Annotated in this window: 14 protein-coding genes; 6 read left to right on the top strand and 8 right to left on the bottom strand. The window is 55.4% G+C overall.

Annotated features, from left to right (window positions below; translation table 11 throughout):
• The first annotated feature begins 37 nt into the window (after positions 1 to 37).
• Positions 38 to 481: a hypothetical protein gene (locus tag FFI90_RS11045; RefSeq protein WP_144778052.1), complete on the top strand. Its 444-nt coding sequence runs from the start codon at positions 38 to 40 to the stop codon at positions 479 to 481.
• 222 nt (positions 482 to 703) lie between these two features.
• Here FFI90_RS11045 and FFI90_RS11035 read toward each other — a convergent pair whose 3' ends face one another.
• From FFI90_RS11035 to ubiU, 3 genes are all read right to left on the bottom strand, one after another.
• Complete coding sequence (locus tag FFI90_RS11035) at positions 704 to 1855, bottom strand: methyl-accepting chemotaxis protein (protein WP_144778051.1); 1152 nt, start codon at positions 1853 to 1855, stop codon at positions 704 to 706.
• A 90-nt stretch (positions 1856 to 1945) separates the two neighbouring features.
• Positions 1946 to 2845 carry a U32 family peptidase gene (locus tag FFI90_RS11030; protein ID WP_144778050.1) on the bottom strand — a complete coding sequence of 300 codons (900 nt, stop codon included), beginning with the start codon at positions 2843 to 2845 and terminating at the stop codon, positions 1946 to 1948.
• Positions 2846 to 2858: 13 nt separating this feature from the next.
• The gene (gene ubiU / locus FFI90_RS11025; RefSeq protein WP_144778049.1) at positions 2859 to 3854 is read right to left on the bottom strand and encodes a ubiquinone anaerobic biosynthesis protein UbiU; all 996 of its coding nucleotides are present in this window, start codon (positions 3852 to 3854) and stop codon (positions 2859 to 2861) included.
• 293 nt (positions 3855 to 4147) lie between these two features.
• Between ubiU and FFI90_RS11020 the strand changes: the two genes are divergently transcribed.
• Positions 4148 to 6175 carry a methyl-accepting chemotaxis protein gene (locus FFI90_RS11020; protein ID WP_246123488.1) on the top strand — a complete coding sequence of 676 codons (2028 nt, stop codon included), beginning with the start codon at positions 4148 to 4150 and terminating at the stop codon, positions 6173 to 6175.
• A 69-nt stretch (positions 6176 to 6244) separates the two neighbouring features.
• Here FFI90_RS11020 and hemN read toward each other — a convergent pair whose 3' ends face one another.
• Entirely contained in the window at positions 6245 to 7663 is a 1419-nt protein-coding gene (gene hemN, locus FFI90_RS11015; protein WP_144778048.1) for an oxygen-independent coproporphyrinogen III oxidase, read from the bottom strand.
• 243 nt (positions 7664 to 7906) lie between these two features.
• Here hemN and FFI90_RS11010 point away from each other — a divergent pair, with 243 nt between their 5' ends.
• A complete protein-coding gene (locus FFI90_RS11010; protein ID WP_144778047.1) occupies positions 7907 to 9439 on the top strand; it encodes a cryptochrome/photolyase family protein in 1533 nt (510 codons plus the stop codon).
• Positions 9440 to 9448: 9 nt separating this feature from the next.
• Here FFI90_RS11010 and FFI90_RS11005 read toward each other — a convergent pair whose 3' ends face one another.
• The 3 genes from FFI90_RS11005 to FFI90_RS10995 form a co-directional block, all read right to left on the bottom strand.
• Positions 9449 to 11137 carry an HAD family hydrolase gene (locus tag FFI90_RS11005; RefSeq protein WP_144778046.1) on the bottom strand — a complete coding sequence of 563 codons (1689 nt, stop codon included), beginning with the start codon at positions 11135 to 11137 and terminating at the stop codon, positions 9449 to 9451.
• A gap of 259 nt (positions 11138 to 11396) precedes the next feature.
• The gene (locus FFI90_RS11000) at positions 11397 to 11864 is read right to left on the bottom strand and encodes a universal stress protein (protein WP_144778045.1); all 468 of its coding nucleotides are present in this window, start codon (positions 11862 to 11864) and stop codon (positions 11397 to 11399) included.
• Positions 11854 to 13455 (bottom strand): BCCT family transporter, encoded by a 1602-nt coding sequence (locus tag FFI90_RS10995; protein WP_144778044.1) that lies wholly within the window; start codon positions 13453 to 13455, stop codon positions 11854 to 11856. Before FFI90_RS10995 ends, FFI90_RS11000 begins: the two co-directional genes overlap by 11 nt.
• 111 nt (positions 13456 to 13566) lie before the next feature.
• Here FFI90_RS10995 and cadR point away from each other — a divergent pair, with 111 nt between their 5' ends.
• Together cadR and FFI90_RS10985 are read left to right on the top strand one after the other, a co-directional pair.
• Positions 13567 to 14031 (top strand): Cd(II)/Pb(II)-responsive transcriptional regulator, encoded by a 465-nt coding sequence (gene cadR, locus FFI90_RS10990; RefSeq protein WP_144778043.1) that lies wholly within the window; start codon positions 13567 to 13569, stop codon positions 14029 to 14031.
• A gap of 85 nt (positions 14032 to 14116) precedes the next feature.
• Positions 14117 to 14764 carry a cation efflux transmembrane domain-containing protein gene (locus FFI90_RS10985; RefSeq protein ID WP_144778042.1) on the top strand — a complete coding sequence of 216 codons (648 nt, stop codon included), beginning with the start codon at positions 14117 to 14119 and terminating at the stop codon, positions 14762 to 14764.
• On the opposite strand, the gene FFI90_RS10980 is transcribed toward FFI90_RS10985, so the two are convergent.
• Entirely contained in the window at positions 14733 to 15650 is a 918-nt protein-coding gene (locus FFI90_RS10980) for an AEC family transporter (RefSeq protein ID WP_144778041.1), read from the bottom strand. The genes FFI90_RS10985 and FFI90_RS10980 overlap by 32 nt on opposite strands.
• A gap of 190 nt (positions 15651 to 15840) precedes the next feature.
• Here FFI90_RS10980 and FFI90_RS10975 point away from each other — a divergent pair, with 190 nt between their 5' ends.
• A complete protein-coding gene (locus FFI90_RS10975; protein WP_144778040.1) occupies positions 15841 to 16290 on the top strand; it encodes a c-type cytochrome in 450 nt (149 codons plus the stop codon).
• Positions 16291 to 16295: the final 5 nt, after the last annotated feature.

Raw genomic sequence — 16295 nt, 5'->3', positions numbered from 1 at the left:
TACCCAGTGAGCACGCAGAATGGACGGAACTCCAATAATGGCAATGGCTGAAAAACTCTGCCTCACCGCTGCCTTTGTTTTTTTTATGACGGGGCTGTTAACAGGCATCTGGAAATACTGGTGCATGGCAAATAGCCCGAAAGCAGCAGCACCACGGTACGTGGACATTGCCCATCGCAGCTCACTGATGTACAGCTTTGCGGCCTTGCTATTGGGCTGGTTTGCCAGCCACAGCGTGCACCCTGACTGGCTAAATACTCTGGGCGCAGTCTGTGCTCTGGGTTTTTTTGCCCTGGCTATCGGTACCTACATCGTCCATGGCGTGCTCCGCGACACCAGCAATCAGCTACGGAAACCCCATCGTCTGGGGGTCATGACACTACCCTCGTGGACTGTTCACAGTTTTATGGTTGCGCTGATCGTAGCTGAAGTAGGTGGCTCGCTGATTTTGGGAACCGGCGCCATGATGTCAATCTGGTAACTGCATTTGCGGCAAACAGACGATGGAGTTTTTAGATGGCAACCGGCATTGTGATCAGACAACTCAGAATCGGTAACCTGACAAAGCTTGGTGGTACCGACACCCTCACCGGTATTCATAAGCGGGAAATTGACTCGGCTTACCTGGGCGTAAATGGCCTGAACGATGACCAGCAAGGTGACAAGCGCCACCATGGCGGACCAGAAAAAGCCCTGCACCATTTTACCTCAGACCACTATGCGCGATTACGTTGTGAGCTTCAGGAGGGGCGTCGATTTGGCCCTGGCCTGCTGAAACAAGACGACGCAAACGCCCCATAACGTCCAGGTTGTTGGCTTCCATTAACTCCAGAGCTTTTAGAGAATCGTTTGAGCGACCTTCAGTGTGCGCGCACACAGCCTCTTTGGCGTATACATGCACCAGCCGATGAGGCTCTTCAATTGCGCGAAAGTTCATCTGGCCGGCGTACTGCTGGTTGCCGTCGCCTTTGTAATACCATTGCCCCAAACGGCACTCGGTTTCGCTCGGCAGGCTATCTACGGTTCTGTCGGAAAGTCCCGCTAAAATCTGGTACACCGTTAGTTTGATTTCCAGCTCTTCAAGATTGGCCAATTCGATTTCAGACAGCAACGCAGCGTTGCCCAAAGCCTCCGAGGACGCACTGGCCAAATCAATCAGTGTAAGCAGGCGGTCGCGTGCGCTTTCTGCCTCTGTGGACAAACTCTCCATTTCCTCGCTGTTACAACGGCTGGCTCTGGTAACACTTTGGGTTCGTGCCCGAATACGAGCGATGGCTCCTTCAATTTCCTTGGTGGCCTCCCCGGCCCGAGATGCGAGACTTCTGACCTCTGTTGCCACCACGCTGAACCCGCGACCATGTTCACCGGCCCGGGCTGCCTCAATACTCGCATTCAGTGCCAACAACGAGGTTTGGTCCGAAACGCCGTCTATCACATCCACCAGTGATGTGATGCTGCCGGTTTCATTTGCAAGAGATTCCATTTCCTGAGCCGAGCTGGCCGCACTGTTGCGGGCGCCACCCAGCCGTTGTACGAGCGACACCATTTGATCCCTGACTTGCCCGGATTCATCCCGGGTTCTCAGTGCTTCATTGCGACGAGAGCCCAGTAACAGTGACAACTCGCCAAACGACCCTTTGAGCTCGGTTAACGAGTTACCAAATTGGCCTAGCCCCGACATCAATCGTTGTCCAAGTTGCTGCTGAGCCGTAACTTCCTGCAACGCTCTGGTTTCCGCTTCAAGCCGAGCCTCGAGAAGGCGCCTGTCTTCGCCAAGCCTTGCCGCCCCCTCCTTAACCGCAGACAACTCCTGCTCAAGCGCTTCAATTTGTTTTTTGTACCGCCCAAAAAACATATGCGACTCCACCAATCAATTAGATTCATATTATATGAATCTTATAAAAAGAAAGGTGTACGGAAATGTAACAATACGCCCGGCGAGGGGCTATGCCTGGTTGATCACAAGATCCATCCCCGCTTTGCCATACCAGTAGCCATTGCAAGGCGGCGCCTCTACCAACTGCAATGGGTCAGTAGCTGGAACCTTTCCTCGACGCATCTGGTCATAGCGCCGAATGACTTCTTCCATACCCTGGTGCTCCGGGCTCAGGCGCACGGTGGATACGCCCATTTTCTTCATATCCGGCATTTCCCGCATCAGGTCATAACGGGAGCCAGACAAAGTTGAAATGCCATTCAAACGAAACAGCTCCTGAGATTCGCGGGAGCGCAACTCCATACCATCCGGATGCTGCAGGCAGCGGAATTCACAGTTGTCCTTCGGCAGATTGTAGTGCCGGGCCGTAAAGCAACGGGATGACCAGGCCAGCGGCAGAAAGCCCCAGGCGAACACCTCCGCAGGCAAATCCAGCCCGTCTTCGTTTAGTTCACCAATTAGTTTCTGCAAGGTTTCACGGCCCAGCTCTACCGGCAAACTCCACCCTTTCAACCCCTGTTTTGCCAGTAACTTCAGTGTTGCGCTGTTGTAGATGTTCATCGAAGGACCGGTCACGAACGGCAGTTTGTTCTGGGTCGCCAGTTGCAACGCACTTTGGTCGTTGGCCTCAACCAGATACTCCTGCTGGCTGCAGATTTTACGTAGCGCCCGCAAGTCCGCCTCGGATTCAATCAATGTTTGCGTTGAGAGCACGACCTGTTTGCCCGAGTCCTTGAGCACACTGGCAATCTCCAGCCAGTCGTTCAGTTTAAGCTCTCGACGGCGGGAACAAACCGTTTCGCCCAAATACACCACATCGACAGGCCATTCGGCGGCGTTGGCGTAGAAATCAAATACGGTTTGTTTGGACCAGAACCAGAGAATAGGGCCCAGAGAGAGCTTCATCATGGGTTGTTCAGCCTCATTTCCATTTGCGGTGATAGGCGCCGATAGTGGTCAAACCACCTTCAGACAAACCCGCCAGCGTGCTGTTCCAGGTCGGATCCACACGAAAATCCTCTGCGCCTGCGCCCAGCCTGTCCAGCGCCTGGCGCCAAGTGCGAGCAACATCGGCTATATAAGCTGGGCTGCGTTGACGACCTTCGATTTTCACTGCACTGATTCCCAGCTCTTTCAATTCGGGCAACAAATCCAGCGTGTTCAGACTGACGGGTTCCTCAATGGCGTGGTACACACTGCCCTCAACCTCAAAGCGGCCTTTACACAGAGTGGGGTAGCCAGCAGATTCGCCTTTACCATAACGATCAATAAGCACACCGTTCAGGCGGGACTCCAGCCCCTTCGGCGTTTCCTGCCAGCGCACAGCTTTAGCGGGAGAACAGGCGCCACGCGTATTGGGAGATTCATCAGTGAGATAGGACGATAGATAACACCGCCCTTCCGCCATAATGCAAAGACTGCCAAAGGCAAACACCTCCAGCTCTACCGGGCTGTGTTTTGCGACACCGCGCACCTGATCTATGGATAGCACACGGGGCAACACGGCACGACGGATATCAAAGTTGTCCTTATAGAAGCGCAGAGCCTCGTAGCTGGTGGCCGAGCCCTGGACTGAAAGGTGTCGGTGAACCTGCGGGTGCCGGTTGGCCGCGTATTCCAGTAACCCCATGTCCGCCAGAATAATTGCATCCACACCCAAGTCAGCCGCACGATCAACGGCGGTTTTCCAGCTTTCCCAGCCATCTGGCTGTGGATAGGTGTTGATGGCACAGAATACCCGGGCGCCTTTGCTGTGCGCGTACTCAATGCCCTCGCCTGCCCGCTTGTCGTTAAAGTTCAATCCGGCGAACTGGCGGGCATTGGTGCTGTCTTTGAACCCCAGATACACGGCATTGGCTCCGTTATCCACTGCCGCTTTCAGAGCCGGCAAACTACCGGCCGGACAAACAAGTTCCATGGCTGCCTCCACGTAAAAGTTGTACCGACCATACGCGGGGCGATCTTTCAGGGCATTGACCTTTGTCAGCAGAACCGTTGATACCCGGAATACTCCGAGCAGCTACCTATAAAGGAGTAACCCACGCATCATTACGTATAGACCGATAATTGCGTTGAAAAACGGGAGATTAACATTGAATAACAATATGTTACCGACATACATCTACCTCTTCGGGTACCTCGTTCTGTGAATGGTGCAGGCCAATGCGGTTGCCCACAATGAAGTCCATTTACAGATCTTGAGGACTCCCGATGAAAAACGCCATCAACAATCTCTCCATGCGGGGAAAACTCATCACGCTTGTGGTGCCGGCGTTGCTGGTGATCCTCTATTTAGCGGTTGAAAGCATCGCGTTGAGTACCGAGCAGCTAGGTGATATGGGCCAGTTACGATCACTGGTTCAGTTGGCTGATGTCGGCGACCCCCTGATCGAGACATTGCAGAAAGAACGCGGGCGGACTGCCGTGGTGCTGTCCACCGGAGCGGATCGCGATGCGGCGCCACGTGCCGAGCAGGCACTGAATAACCAGCGCCAACAAACCGATACGCGGCTCTCTGAGTACCGCACCCGTATTGGCACTCTCACACAAGAGGCCAATTTCAGCCCTGCCGTCAGTAACAGCATTCACTCTGTGGAGCGGGATCTGGCAACGCTGGGCCAGCTTCGCAGCAAGGTCGACAACCGCTCAATCAATGGCCGTGAGTCTGGCGCTCTTTATACGCAATTGATCACAGGGTTACTTGACCGGATCCCTCTGGTCATTTCGCGCTCTACCGATCCCGAGCTGACCCGTGACATCAACGCCTACTATGCGTTGGCGGAAGCGGCAGAGTCTGCCGGCAAAGAACGCGCAGCGGGGGCGGCTCTGATCAGCAGCGGAGACTTCGACCTACCCTCCATCCAGAAAATCGCCGGGTTTGAGGGTCACCAACAAGCCTTTATCCGCGAAGCTAGCGCCATGCTGCCGCCGGATTCCAGTCTGTTTGCCGCGCTGGAAGACCTGCCAGCCACGACTGAAAGCCGCAATCTGCAGGAAAAGCGCGACACCTTGTTCAGCAGTCCTTCCGGTATGTACGCCCTGGACTCTGCGGAATGGTTCGATATCACCACCGAGCGGCTAGGCAACCTGAACGACCTGCGCCAAGCTCTGCTGGATAACACATCGGGCGCTGCAGACCAAAGCCTCGCGCGCGCTCGCCAGGAGGTGTTTGCGACCTCTGGCATTGCCGGGGCTGCAATCATTATTGTCTTTGCGCTGATTCTGCTCATGGTCAGCGCAATCAACCGACAGATCAACAGCCTGCTCGTTGGTGTGCAGCACGCCATGGACAACAAGGACCTGACACAGCAGGTTCACATTTCCAGCAAAGATGAAGTCGGCACCATCGGACGCGCCATCAACGAACTGTTCGCCCGGTTTGGCGGTGCCCTCAAACACATCGACAGCGCCAGCGTGCAACTGGCAACGGCCACCGAAGAAACCAGCTCTGTCGCTGATCAGAACGCCACTCAAACCAAGACCCAACAGCAGCAAATAGAACAGGTCGCGGCCGCTACTGAGGAGATGTCGTCTACCTCAGAGCAGATTTCCCAAAATACCCAGCAAGTGGCTGATGCCGCTACGACGGTCATGGAGAGAAGCCGCGCGGGTGAAGAAGTCCTGCAAGGCAGCGTGCGCCGCATACGTTCCCTGGCCAGTTCGGTTAAAGATGTTAATGACGTTATTGAAGAACTGGAGAAACGTAGCGGCAGTATCGTGGAAGTTATGGATGTGATACGCAAGGTTGCTGACCAGACCAATCTTCTGGCCTTGAACGCAGCCATTGAAGCCGCCCGGGCCGGTGAACATGGCAGGGGGTTTGCCGTTGTTGCTGACGAGGTTCGTACACTGGCCCGCCAGACCCACGAATCCACTACTCAGATTGAAGACATTATCAATGGTTTTCAGGTGATCACTGAAAATGCCAGCCGTTCGATCATTGCCAGCCACGAACTGGCCAATGAAGCCAGCGCACAGTCTTCTGAGCTTGAGCAAACATTTGCTGCCATCCTTGGAGACGTAAACAGTATCTCTGACATGGCCACCCAGATTGCGGCGGCGTCCGAGCAGCAGGTGGCTGTAACTCGCGAGCTGGCCGCAAATATGGAATCTGTCAGTGAGGTAGCCACACTGACGCTGACCGGCTCCCAGGAGATCTCCCATGTTACGGGCGAACAGGCAAGACTGGCCCGGCAGCTTCAGGATCTGGCCAATGAGTTCAAGGTTTCAGCAGCCTGATCACGCTGCCGCGGGAGAGAGGTATCCGGGGCACGGGACGCCCCGGAGTTTACCCTGGCTGGAAGGAAGTCAGATGATGCGGGAAAACCGCTGGCTGGCACCTTCTTTGCGGTAAAAATCGAAGATCTGGCATATGGCACGGATCAGCAGCCGACCGGCCGGCTCTACTTGCAGCACCTGACCATTATCACCAATCAGCTCATCGGCAATCATCGGCCTGAGGCGAGCAAGTTCGTCCGCAAAGTAACCATCAAAATCTTCCTGCCACTGAGCAGCAAACTGCTGGCGATCCAGGCGGAACTGGCAAATGAGCTGGCCAATCACCCAGCGCCGAATGCGATCATCCCGCGTCAGGTTTACGCCTTTGGTAATGGCCAACTGGCCGGCGTCGATAGAGGCCTCCCAAGCGGGCAGATCGTGGTTATTCTGGAAGTAGGCATCGTCAGTCTGGCCGATCGCCGAGACACCCAGAGAAACCAGATCGCAGTCCGAGTGGGTGGTGTAACCCTGGAAGTTCCTGTGCAGCCGTCCGGCGCGCTGGGCCACGGCCAGGCTATCATCCGGCTTGGCAAAATGATCCATACCGATGTATTCGTAACCCGCCTCAAGCAGGCGGTTGATGGTGTTGTGCAAAATGGTCAGCTTTTGCTGCGGCGATGGCAGCGTGTCATTCTTGATTCGGGTTTGCGGATAAAACCGATCGGGCAGGTGGGCGTAGCTGAAAACAGACAGTCGGTCTGGAGACATTTCGAGCACCGCTTCCAGGGTATCTGCAAAGCTTTCCGGCGTCTGGTGCGGCAAGCCGTAGATCAGGTCAAGGTTGATGGAGCGGAACCCGAGCTGCCGGGCCTCGCTCAAAACCGCTTCCGTCATTTCCCGTGGCTGGATGCGATTAACCGCTTTCTGAACTTCCGGGTTCACATCCTGCACACCCAGGCTGATGCGGTTAAAGCCCAATTGCCAGAGTGTCGGCAGGGTGTCCTGATCCACTTCACGCGGGTCAATCTCCACGCTGTAATCACGCTCATCACCGCTTTGCAGGTTGAACAGCTCGGCGTAGCCGGCCATCAGTTCCTGCATGACATCTTTCGGCAGAAACGTTGGTGTACCGCCGCCCCAATGCAGCTGTTTTACCTGGCGATCCGAGCCAAAAAGCCTGGATTGCATGGCCGCTTCTTTCAGAACACGCTCTACATAAGGCATAGCCTTGTCACGCTTCTTGGTAATTACCTTGTTACAGGCACAGTAGTAACAAAGGTGTGCGCAGAATGGCAGATGGGTATACAGAGAAAGCGGCCGGTTGCTGGCTTTGCTGCGCGCTGCAGCTTCTACCATCTGCTCCACCGGGTAGTTCTGATTAAACTCCACAGCCGTTGGATACGATGTATAGCGCGGCCCGCTGAGATCGTAGCGCTTGATCAGCGCATCATCCCACATGAATTCCGGGAGGGTGGATTCAGCAGTCTGCGGTGCGGGTTTGGAAGCCATAATAAAAACTCTGAGCGTGTGATGTGAAAGATCAGCCGAGGAGCGGGACATTATATGCCAAGCGGGCTGCGCGCATCTTGATGCGAGTCATCCTGACGACCAGCTGTTGACAACTATCCGAATTTTATCATCTTGGGGCCTGAACCACCCTTGCGCACAAGGCGTATTCTGACTACCTACTTTGGGTAATGCCCCGCATGCCCCTCAGAACAAAAATCCGCCAGTCACTGGAGCGAACTCTTCATGGCCAATCTGATTCTGATCCTTGGCGATCAGCTAACAACCGATATCAGCGCTCTGGAAGGCGCCGATCCCAAGCGCGACAGAATTGTGATGGCGGAGGTACATGAGGAGGCGAGCTACACCAACCACCACAAGAAAAAGCTGGTGCTGCTGTTCAGCGCCATGCGCCACTTTGGGCAGCAACTGGAGCAGGATGGCTGGCGGGTTCACTATCAGCACTATCACCCAGACAACGAACATCAGAGTCTTGAAGCCGTTGTATCAACCCTGCTGGAAGATTTAAGCCCGGACACGATCATCACAACCGAGTGCGGCGAATGGCGCTTGCACAACCAGATCAATCAATGGCAAGAGCGCCTTGGTGTGCCAGTAGACACCCGCACCGATACCCGCTTTATCGCCAGCAAACGCGAGTTCGCAGACTGGGCCGAAGACCGCAAGCAACTGCGCATGGAGTTCTTCTACCGTGAAATGCGACGTAAAACCGGCCTGCTAATGACACCGGACGACAAGCCCGAAGGCGGCAGCTGGAACTTCGATGCCGACAACCGGCGCAAATGGAGCGGCAAGCCCCCCGCCCCGGCGCCATTCAGAATAGAGCCAGACACCATCACCCGTGATGTTATTGACTTGGTTGACCAACACTTCCCTGACCACTTTGGCAACACTGACGACTTTCACTTCGCAGTCACCCATGGGGATGCGCAAGAAGCCCTGAACTATTTTATCGAATTTACCCTCCCCTGCTTCGGCGATTATCAGGACGCTATGTCCGACACCGAAGACTGGCTGTTCCACTCGATTCTCTCGCCCTACATCAACTGCGGCCTGCTTGACCCTCTGGCCGTGTGCGAAGCCGCCGCAAGAGCCTGGTACGCCGGGCTGGCGCCCATCAATGCAGTTGAGGGGTTTATCCGTCAGATCCTTGGCTGGCGCGAGTTCGTTCGGGGTATCTACTGGTTGCACATGCCGGGTTACGCCAAGGAGAATCGCCTGGGCAATACTCGTTCCCTGCCCTGGTTCTACTGGACGGGCGAGACAAAGATGCGCTGCATGCACAAGGCCATCGACGCGACCCGGCGCAACGCCTACGCGCATCATATTCAAAGGTTGATGGTTACTGGCAACTTTGCTCTGCTCGCAGGTGTAAAACCGGAGGAAATCTGCGACTGGTATCTGGCCGTATATGCGGATGCTTATGACTGGGTAGAGTTGCCCAACGTGCTGGGCATGGTGATGCATGCCGATGGTGGCTATCTTGGCTCAAAACCCTACGCCGCCAGCGGCAAGTACATCCAGCGTATGTCTGACCACTGCGCCAATTGCCACTATAAAGTCAGCAAAAGCACCGAACCGGACGCCTGCCCGTTTAACTCACTGTACTGGCACTTCATCGACCGGCACCGGGCTGACTTTGAGGGCAATCCACGCATGGGCATGATGTACCGGAACTGGGAAAAGCAAAAGCCGGAAAAGCGCGAAGCCTTGCTCAAACGAGCCAATTACCTGCTTGAGCACCTGGAAGAGCTTTGAGCCAGGGCATCAAGGCGGCCCGACTTCGCAGGCAAGCACCAACGCCCAGAATTCCGAGAAATCATTCACCACCACATCCGGTTTATCCGGATGTTTGTGGGTGCCAGGGAAGATCCGGTTCAGCCACGGCAAGTCCCACTGCGCGCCATTAAAAAATACGGACGTCATGCCCGCGCGCTTGGCGGCAATAACGTCGGTGGTGCTGTCGCCGACGTACCAGACACTCGGGTCAGGCGGATAATCCAGCTTTTGCACCGCCAGCAAGAGCTGATCCGGGTGCGGTTTGCGCAGAGGAGTGTCATCGCCGCAAACGTCCGCATCAAACAACTCCACCCAACCGGTATCTTCAACAGCCGCCAGTTCGTGCTCGAAAAACTCCCGGTCACGATTGGTAATCACACCGACCTGAATGTCCAGGCGTCGCAGGCCTTCGAGCACCGCTCGGACTTTTGCCTCAAAGGCTTTTACGGTGCCGTAGTGATTACGGTAATGGTGATTGAACGCCTTGTGGGCAATCTGTTTTGCTTCCTGATCATCACCGAAGAGCACTTCAAAAATATCCGTGCGCGAGATCTTCCGGTCGGCCTTTACCTTGGGGTGAAGCTTGGCAAACTCACGCACATAAGCCACCAGTCTGGCGTCCTCAGGGGTTTTGCTGTCTTCAGGCGCCACCATTCGCGGCATTAACCCGAGCGTGTGGAAATCCGGGAACATGTCATCCACCGCGTGATACATGGCATCGAGAGTATCCACAAGCGTTGCGTGCCAGTCGAACAGTATCACCTCGGGCCGGATAAGCCGCACCACGGCAGGGTGCCAATCCGGCTCGATGCGTGGCTCGGGGCGGGCTGGCGGTGGAAAAGGGCTGGGACGAACTTCCGCCGGGGAGTGCAGGAATTTCTCCGGCTCATCCCGTTCAATCAGGGCAAGCAGATCCATCAGCTCTTCAAAGCTGTTCAACACCGCCAGAGGTTCATCGCGCCGGGTAAACCAGCTCCGAATACGGTCGGCCTCCCATTGAGCGCCGTTGTAAAAAATACCGGAAACTCCGGCACGGTCTGCGGTAAGCATGTCGACATAACTGTCGCCGATATACCAGGCGCGTTTGTCTGCAGGAAGATCGAGCTTTTCCAGCACCCGGCTGATCACCTGCGGATCAGGCTTGTATTCGGTAACGTCATCGGCGCAGACAGTGACCTCGAACAGGTTCTGCCAACGCCCCTCATCAACGGTTTTCAGCTCCCTGTCGAGAAACTCCCGGTTTCGGTTAGTCGCGACAGCCAGCCGCATACCCATGGACCGAAGCGCGCAGAGGTATTCATAGGCACCCGGCTGAAATGGCCGAACCTGTCCGAAGTAACGCCGGTACGCCTCGTTGTAGGCCTGATGGGCAACCAGCCTGGCTTTTTTGTTGTCGCCAAAAATCGCACTGAAAATGTCGGTTCGTGAGACCCTGCGCTCTGCGAGAATGCGCGGGTGCAAACGCCGAAAAATGCGAATGTAACGGACCAGCCTCGCATCGTCTTCCGTTCGGCACTGATCTTCAGGCAGCAGCTGATCCACCAGCCCAAGCTCCTCCAGTTGCGGCAACATATCTTCCATGGCGCTGAACATGGCGTCGTGGGTATCCACCAGGGTTCCATGCCAGTCGAATATCAGCACCGAGGGCGCAGACAGGCGCTCACTCAAGCGGTCCATAAACAATCCTTTGGCGTTTCGCAGCCGTATAGACGAACGTTATCCATCAGTTAAAACCATATTGGACCAATGCACAAAAAACCGCACCTGTCCGGACCGGCAAACAGGGCCCAGCAGGAGCGATTTGGCGGTGGCACCTACATCGCGCCGGTTCAGCGGCGACCAGGTGAAGGCAGAAGCAAAAAAGCTCCGAACGAAAACCAGCTTTCGCTGTTCGACGATGGCTTAGGATCTGAGCTGTTGAATATCAGACACCCCCTTAGCCCGCCGGGGGAGTGTCTCTGGTTTCTTCCGGCGCTTTCACCAGGGATGGCAAAATAAGTACCGCGCAGCAGGCGTTAACCGCCACATACTCAACCGTCGCCCGGCGCATTGGCCAGCGGCTGCTGGCGCCCTTGGACACCAGAACAAGCAGGTCTGCACCAATATTCACGGCCAACGCCAACAGCTTTTCTCCGGGAGTGCCGGCTATAACGTGCAGGCTGGCGCTGTACTTCATGGGCAGGTACTTGCGCGCCAGCAGGCTGAGGCTTTCCTTTACCTCGTTTTCACGGTCTTCCGGTGCGTCTGTGGTCACATGGGGAAAGAACCCGGCACCACCAGGGTTAAACACCGTGGCCAGGTGCAGTTCGCTGTCCTCACCCATCAGCCTCACACCTTCCTCCAGCGCCCGTTTGCCCTCGCCGTCGTCTTCATAATCTATGGCTAACAGTATTTTACGGTACATTCTGCCCCTCCTCTTTCTGCACTGCAGTGCCCTCCACCTCCGGGAAAACACGCCCCTGCACAAGTTCGCTAACGGAATACCCGCGATGGTCAGCTCTCAACGCCCGGAAAAGCGACACCGCCATAAAAATAAGCAATACACAGAACGGCAGCCCCAAAGAGGTAATGACGTTCTGCAGCGCATCCAGCCCGCCTGCAAGAAGCAGGGTTGCCGCAATCACTCCTTGGGCAACCGCCCAGAAAATCCTCTGACGCACCAGCGACGGCTGATCCTCCCGGCGCGTGAGCATATCGATCACCAGAGACGCAGAATCTGATGAGGTCGTGAAGAAAATAACGATAATGATGATGCTCAGCAACGAGCCCACTTCCGACAGTGGAAAGGCCTCGAGAAAGGCGAAAATGGCCACCGAGGGGTCCTGCTGAACCTGTTCAAACAGGGCTACCTGCCCGTTCATTTCCACGTTGATAGCGGAGAGTCCGAACACCCCAAACCACACCAGGGTAAACACCGTTGGCGCAAATAACACACCGGCGACAAACTCGCGGATAGTGCGGCCCCGGGAAATCCGGGCAATAAAAATACCCACATAAGGCGCCCATGTAATCGTCCAGGCCCAGTAAAACAGCGTCCACTGCCGCTGCCAGTCCGATTCGGTATACGTCTGCGTCCAGAACGCCAGCCATGGCAGTGCATCAAAGTAGTCGCCAACGCTCTGAACCATACCCTCAGCAATGAACACTGTGGGTCCCAGCACCAGCACAAACAGAACCAGCAGTAACGCCAACACAATATTGATCTGGGAAAGACGACGCACGCCCTTGTCCAGCCCCAACGCCACAGATGTGGCGGCAATACTGGTAATCACCGTAATGAGGAGCACCTGAACCCATCCTGTCGAGGGTGTTCCAAACAGGTAGGCCAGGCCACTGTTGAGCTGCAAGGTGCCAAGCCCAAGGGAGGTAGCCACCCCAAACAACGTACCCAGCACGGCAATTACATCCACCGTCCACCCCAGGGGCCCATATATACGGTCGCCAAGCAGCGGGTAGAACAGGCTGCTGATACGCATGGGCAGGTTATGGCGGTAGGCAAAGTAAGCAATCGCCAAACCGGGCATGGCGAATATCGTCCAGGTGTGCAGGCCGAAGTGATAAAGCGCTATGGTCATGGCGTCACTGGCGGCTTGTTCAGAACCGGCTTGAACACCGTCAAAAGGCGGGTTAGAAAAGTGCGATATCGGTTCCGCTACGCCCCAGAACATCAGAATGGTCCCGATACCTGCAGCAAACAGCATGGTGAACCAGGTGAGGTTGGAATAATCCGGCCGGGAATCGTCGGCGCCCAGGCGGATACTGCCATAACGGCTAACCGCCAGCCCCAGCAGGAACAGCAAAAGCGAGGTAACCGAGAGTATGTAGAACCAACCAAGGTTTTGCGCAACCCAGCCGGTCAGGGCGCCGAAAATATCCGCCACGGCCTGATCAAAAGGTATGGCCAAGGCAACAAACAGCGCCGCCACGCCAGCGGAAGTGAAAAACACACCCGGTATTGTCTGCAGTCCAAGCAAGCGTTGCAGGCGCTCCAGCAAGGTGAATCTCCCCGTTAATGTTCACAAGTGATAGGGTGACGTTCTACCATAGCCAAAACAGCCCGGTCCCGACACCGGCCAGATCAATAATAACGAGGAAGTACAGGCACGATGAAAATCGGTGAAATATCCAGGAGTTCGTCTGTGCCCGTGGAAACCATCCGGTACTACGAGAAAATCGGTTTGCTCCCCAAACCGGATCGGGATGCCAGCGGCTACCGCGCCTATCGCAACATGCACCTGGATCGCCTTTTATTTATCAAGCGCTGCCGCAATCTTGATATGGCCCAGGACGAGATTCGTGAACTGATCCGGCTCTCCGAAAGTCCCGAAGCAGACTGCCACGAAGTCGATGCACTTCTGGCCCGCCACCTGAATCACGTGCGTGATCGTTTGAAAGAACTCGCAAACCTCGAAAACACTCTGCAGCAACTACAAAAAGCCTGCTCGGATGCTGGCACGGTTAAGGAGTGCGGCATTCTGGGAGGGCTGAGCTCTGAACTGGAGGATCTGCACAACAAGCACAGCGACCACGAGAATCACGTGCCAGGCACTCACCGGCCAGGTAAAAATTAAGATTCTCTCACGACTGCTTGTTTGGTGTTGACCCTCTAGCAACTACAGGGTTTTTAATACCTACCTGCCTACTCAGGAGGTGTTTATGGCATGCAGTTGCTCTGGACCAGAACTGAAATCCCCTGCCCCGGGTTTTCGCCGCGCACTCTGGATTGCACTTTGGGTAAATCTGGCCATGTTTTTCGTGGAAGGTGTTGCCAGTTTGCAGTCCGGGTCTGTTTCTTTAATGGCAGACGCCATCGATTTCTTTGGTGATAGCGCCAACTACATCCTGTCGCTTTCGGTTCTGTCTATGGGCATGCTTTGGCGGGGCCGCGCGGCTTTGGTCAAAGGCATTACCATGGCCTTGTTCGGCACGGTTGTCTGGGCGCGCGCGCTCTGGGTGATGCAGCAAGGAACCACTCCCGAGCCGTTTACCATGGGATCGATTGGCCTGCTGGCTTTGATCGCGAACCTCTGCGTGGCGTTTTTACTTTTCCGGTTTCGGGACGGCGACTCTGATATGCGCTCGGTTTGGTTATGCAGCCGCAACGACGCCATCAGCAATCTGGCCGTCATGGCGGCCGCTCTGGGCGTCTTTGGTACAGGAAGCGCATGGCCGGACCTGATTGTCGCCGCCATCATGGGCACTTTGGCAATCACGGCCGGCGTCAGCGTAGTGCGCCATGCCCGAGATGATATTGCTGAGGCCAACCACCACCCTAGAACGCTAGCGAAATCATCACAGGGATAAACACCAGCGCAAAGATCGTCGACAGCATAACGGTGCCTGCAGCCTGCCGGGGAGAGGTGTCCAGCAAGGTTGCAATAACGACAGTATTGGCTGCGATGGGCGTAATGGAAATCAGGAAGATGGCCTTGTGCACCGCTGGTTCATAAATACCCAGGATCTGTGAATCCAGCCACCAGAATGCTGTTGCCAATAACGGCCAGGCCACAAACTTGCCGAAAAATGCCAGAGCGGTAAACCGCACGTTGCCCACTAAGCCACGGAAACTGCTGATACTCATACCAATGATCATCATGCCCAGAATGCTGTAGGCACCGCGCAGGTTGTCAAAAAGCGGCATAAACACCTCAGGAATGCCGATACCCGAAAGGTTGAGGGTCACGGCTGCAAGGAATGCATAAACCGAAGGCAGTTTTGCGACTCGCCACAGCGACTCTCTCAAATCATGCCGGCCGCGAGCGGCGAGGTAGAACCCCACCGAACTCTCAAACAGGGTGACGCCCAACATGCACACAATATAAATCGCCAGTCCTTCTTCCCCGAACAGCAGCAACGCGACCGGCACACCAAAATAACCGGTATTACCCGAGCCGACACACAGCGGAACAATGCTGGCACTGCCATCTGTCAGTACCCGCCGCGCGAACCTGAACTGCACAATGGCAAGCACCGACGCAAACCCGAACACCAGGAATGGCAGGAAGATCACTTCCGGTGAAAGCGGTGCCGCCATGACACCTGAAAACACCACCGAAGGCGTAACAATATAAAGCATGATGCCCGCAATGTGCTTACCGCTTGCCTCGAGATAGCGGCCGGCAACCCAGCCGAGTGCAACCGTGACATAGAGCGGAATCAGCTTGATAAACAACGCCAGCGCTGCGGCCATAATGACTCCGGGGCATCAAGATTCAGAGAAAACAAGTCGCGAAGTCTACCATCTACCCCTACGGAGGTAACTCCCCGGCGCAATAGTGTGATTCCCGACAATGCTTGATAATCATCAACAGCATTATGAATACATCTTTATATCCTAGTAGGGCAGTCAGGTATTCCACAACGACCGAGGAGAGAGACCAATGGCCGAACGCTTTACCAAAAGCATGGCCAGAAACATATATCTGGGGGGAAGTACATTCTTCATCCTGCTGTTTCTGGTTCTGACTTTTGATACTCAAGTACGGGCAATGCCCGAACGAGACAACAGGGATCAGCTTACCGAGCAGGTAGTCCGGGGCAAACATGTCTGGGAAAACAACAACTGCGTCGGCTGTCATTCCATTATGGGCGAAGGTGCCTACTTCGCGCCCGAACTCGCCAACGTATTCGACCGCCGTGGCGGTGGCAATAGCGAAGTCTTCAAGGCGTATATGAACGCCTGGATGAACGCCATGCCTACCAACGTGCCCGGCCGCCGGCAAATGCCACAATTTAACCTGACTGACCAGGAAATCGAAGATCTGTCGTCGTTCCTAGAATGGACGTCCAAGATCGACGATAACGGCTGGCCACCCAACATTGAAGGCTAAGGGGG

It is taken from the genome of Marinobacter maritimus (genome assembly GCF_007671675.1).
Classification (GTDB): domain Bacteria; phylum Pseudomonadota; class Gammaproteobacteria; order Pseudomonadales; family Oleiphilaceae; genus Marinobacter; species Marinobacter maritimus.
The sequence above is the reverse complement of the archived record's forward strand: the minus strand, read 5'-3'. Positions and strand labels throughout refer to the sequence as shown.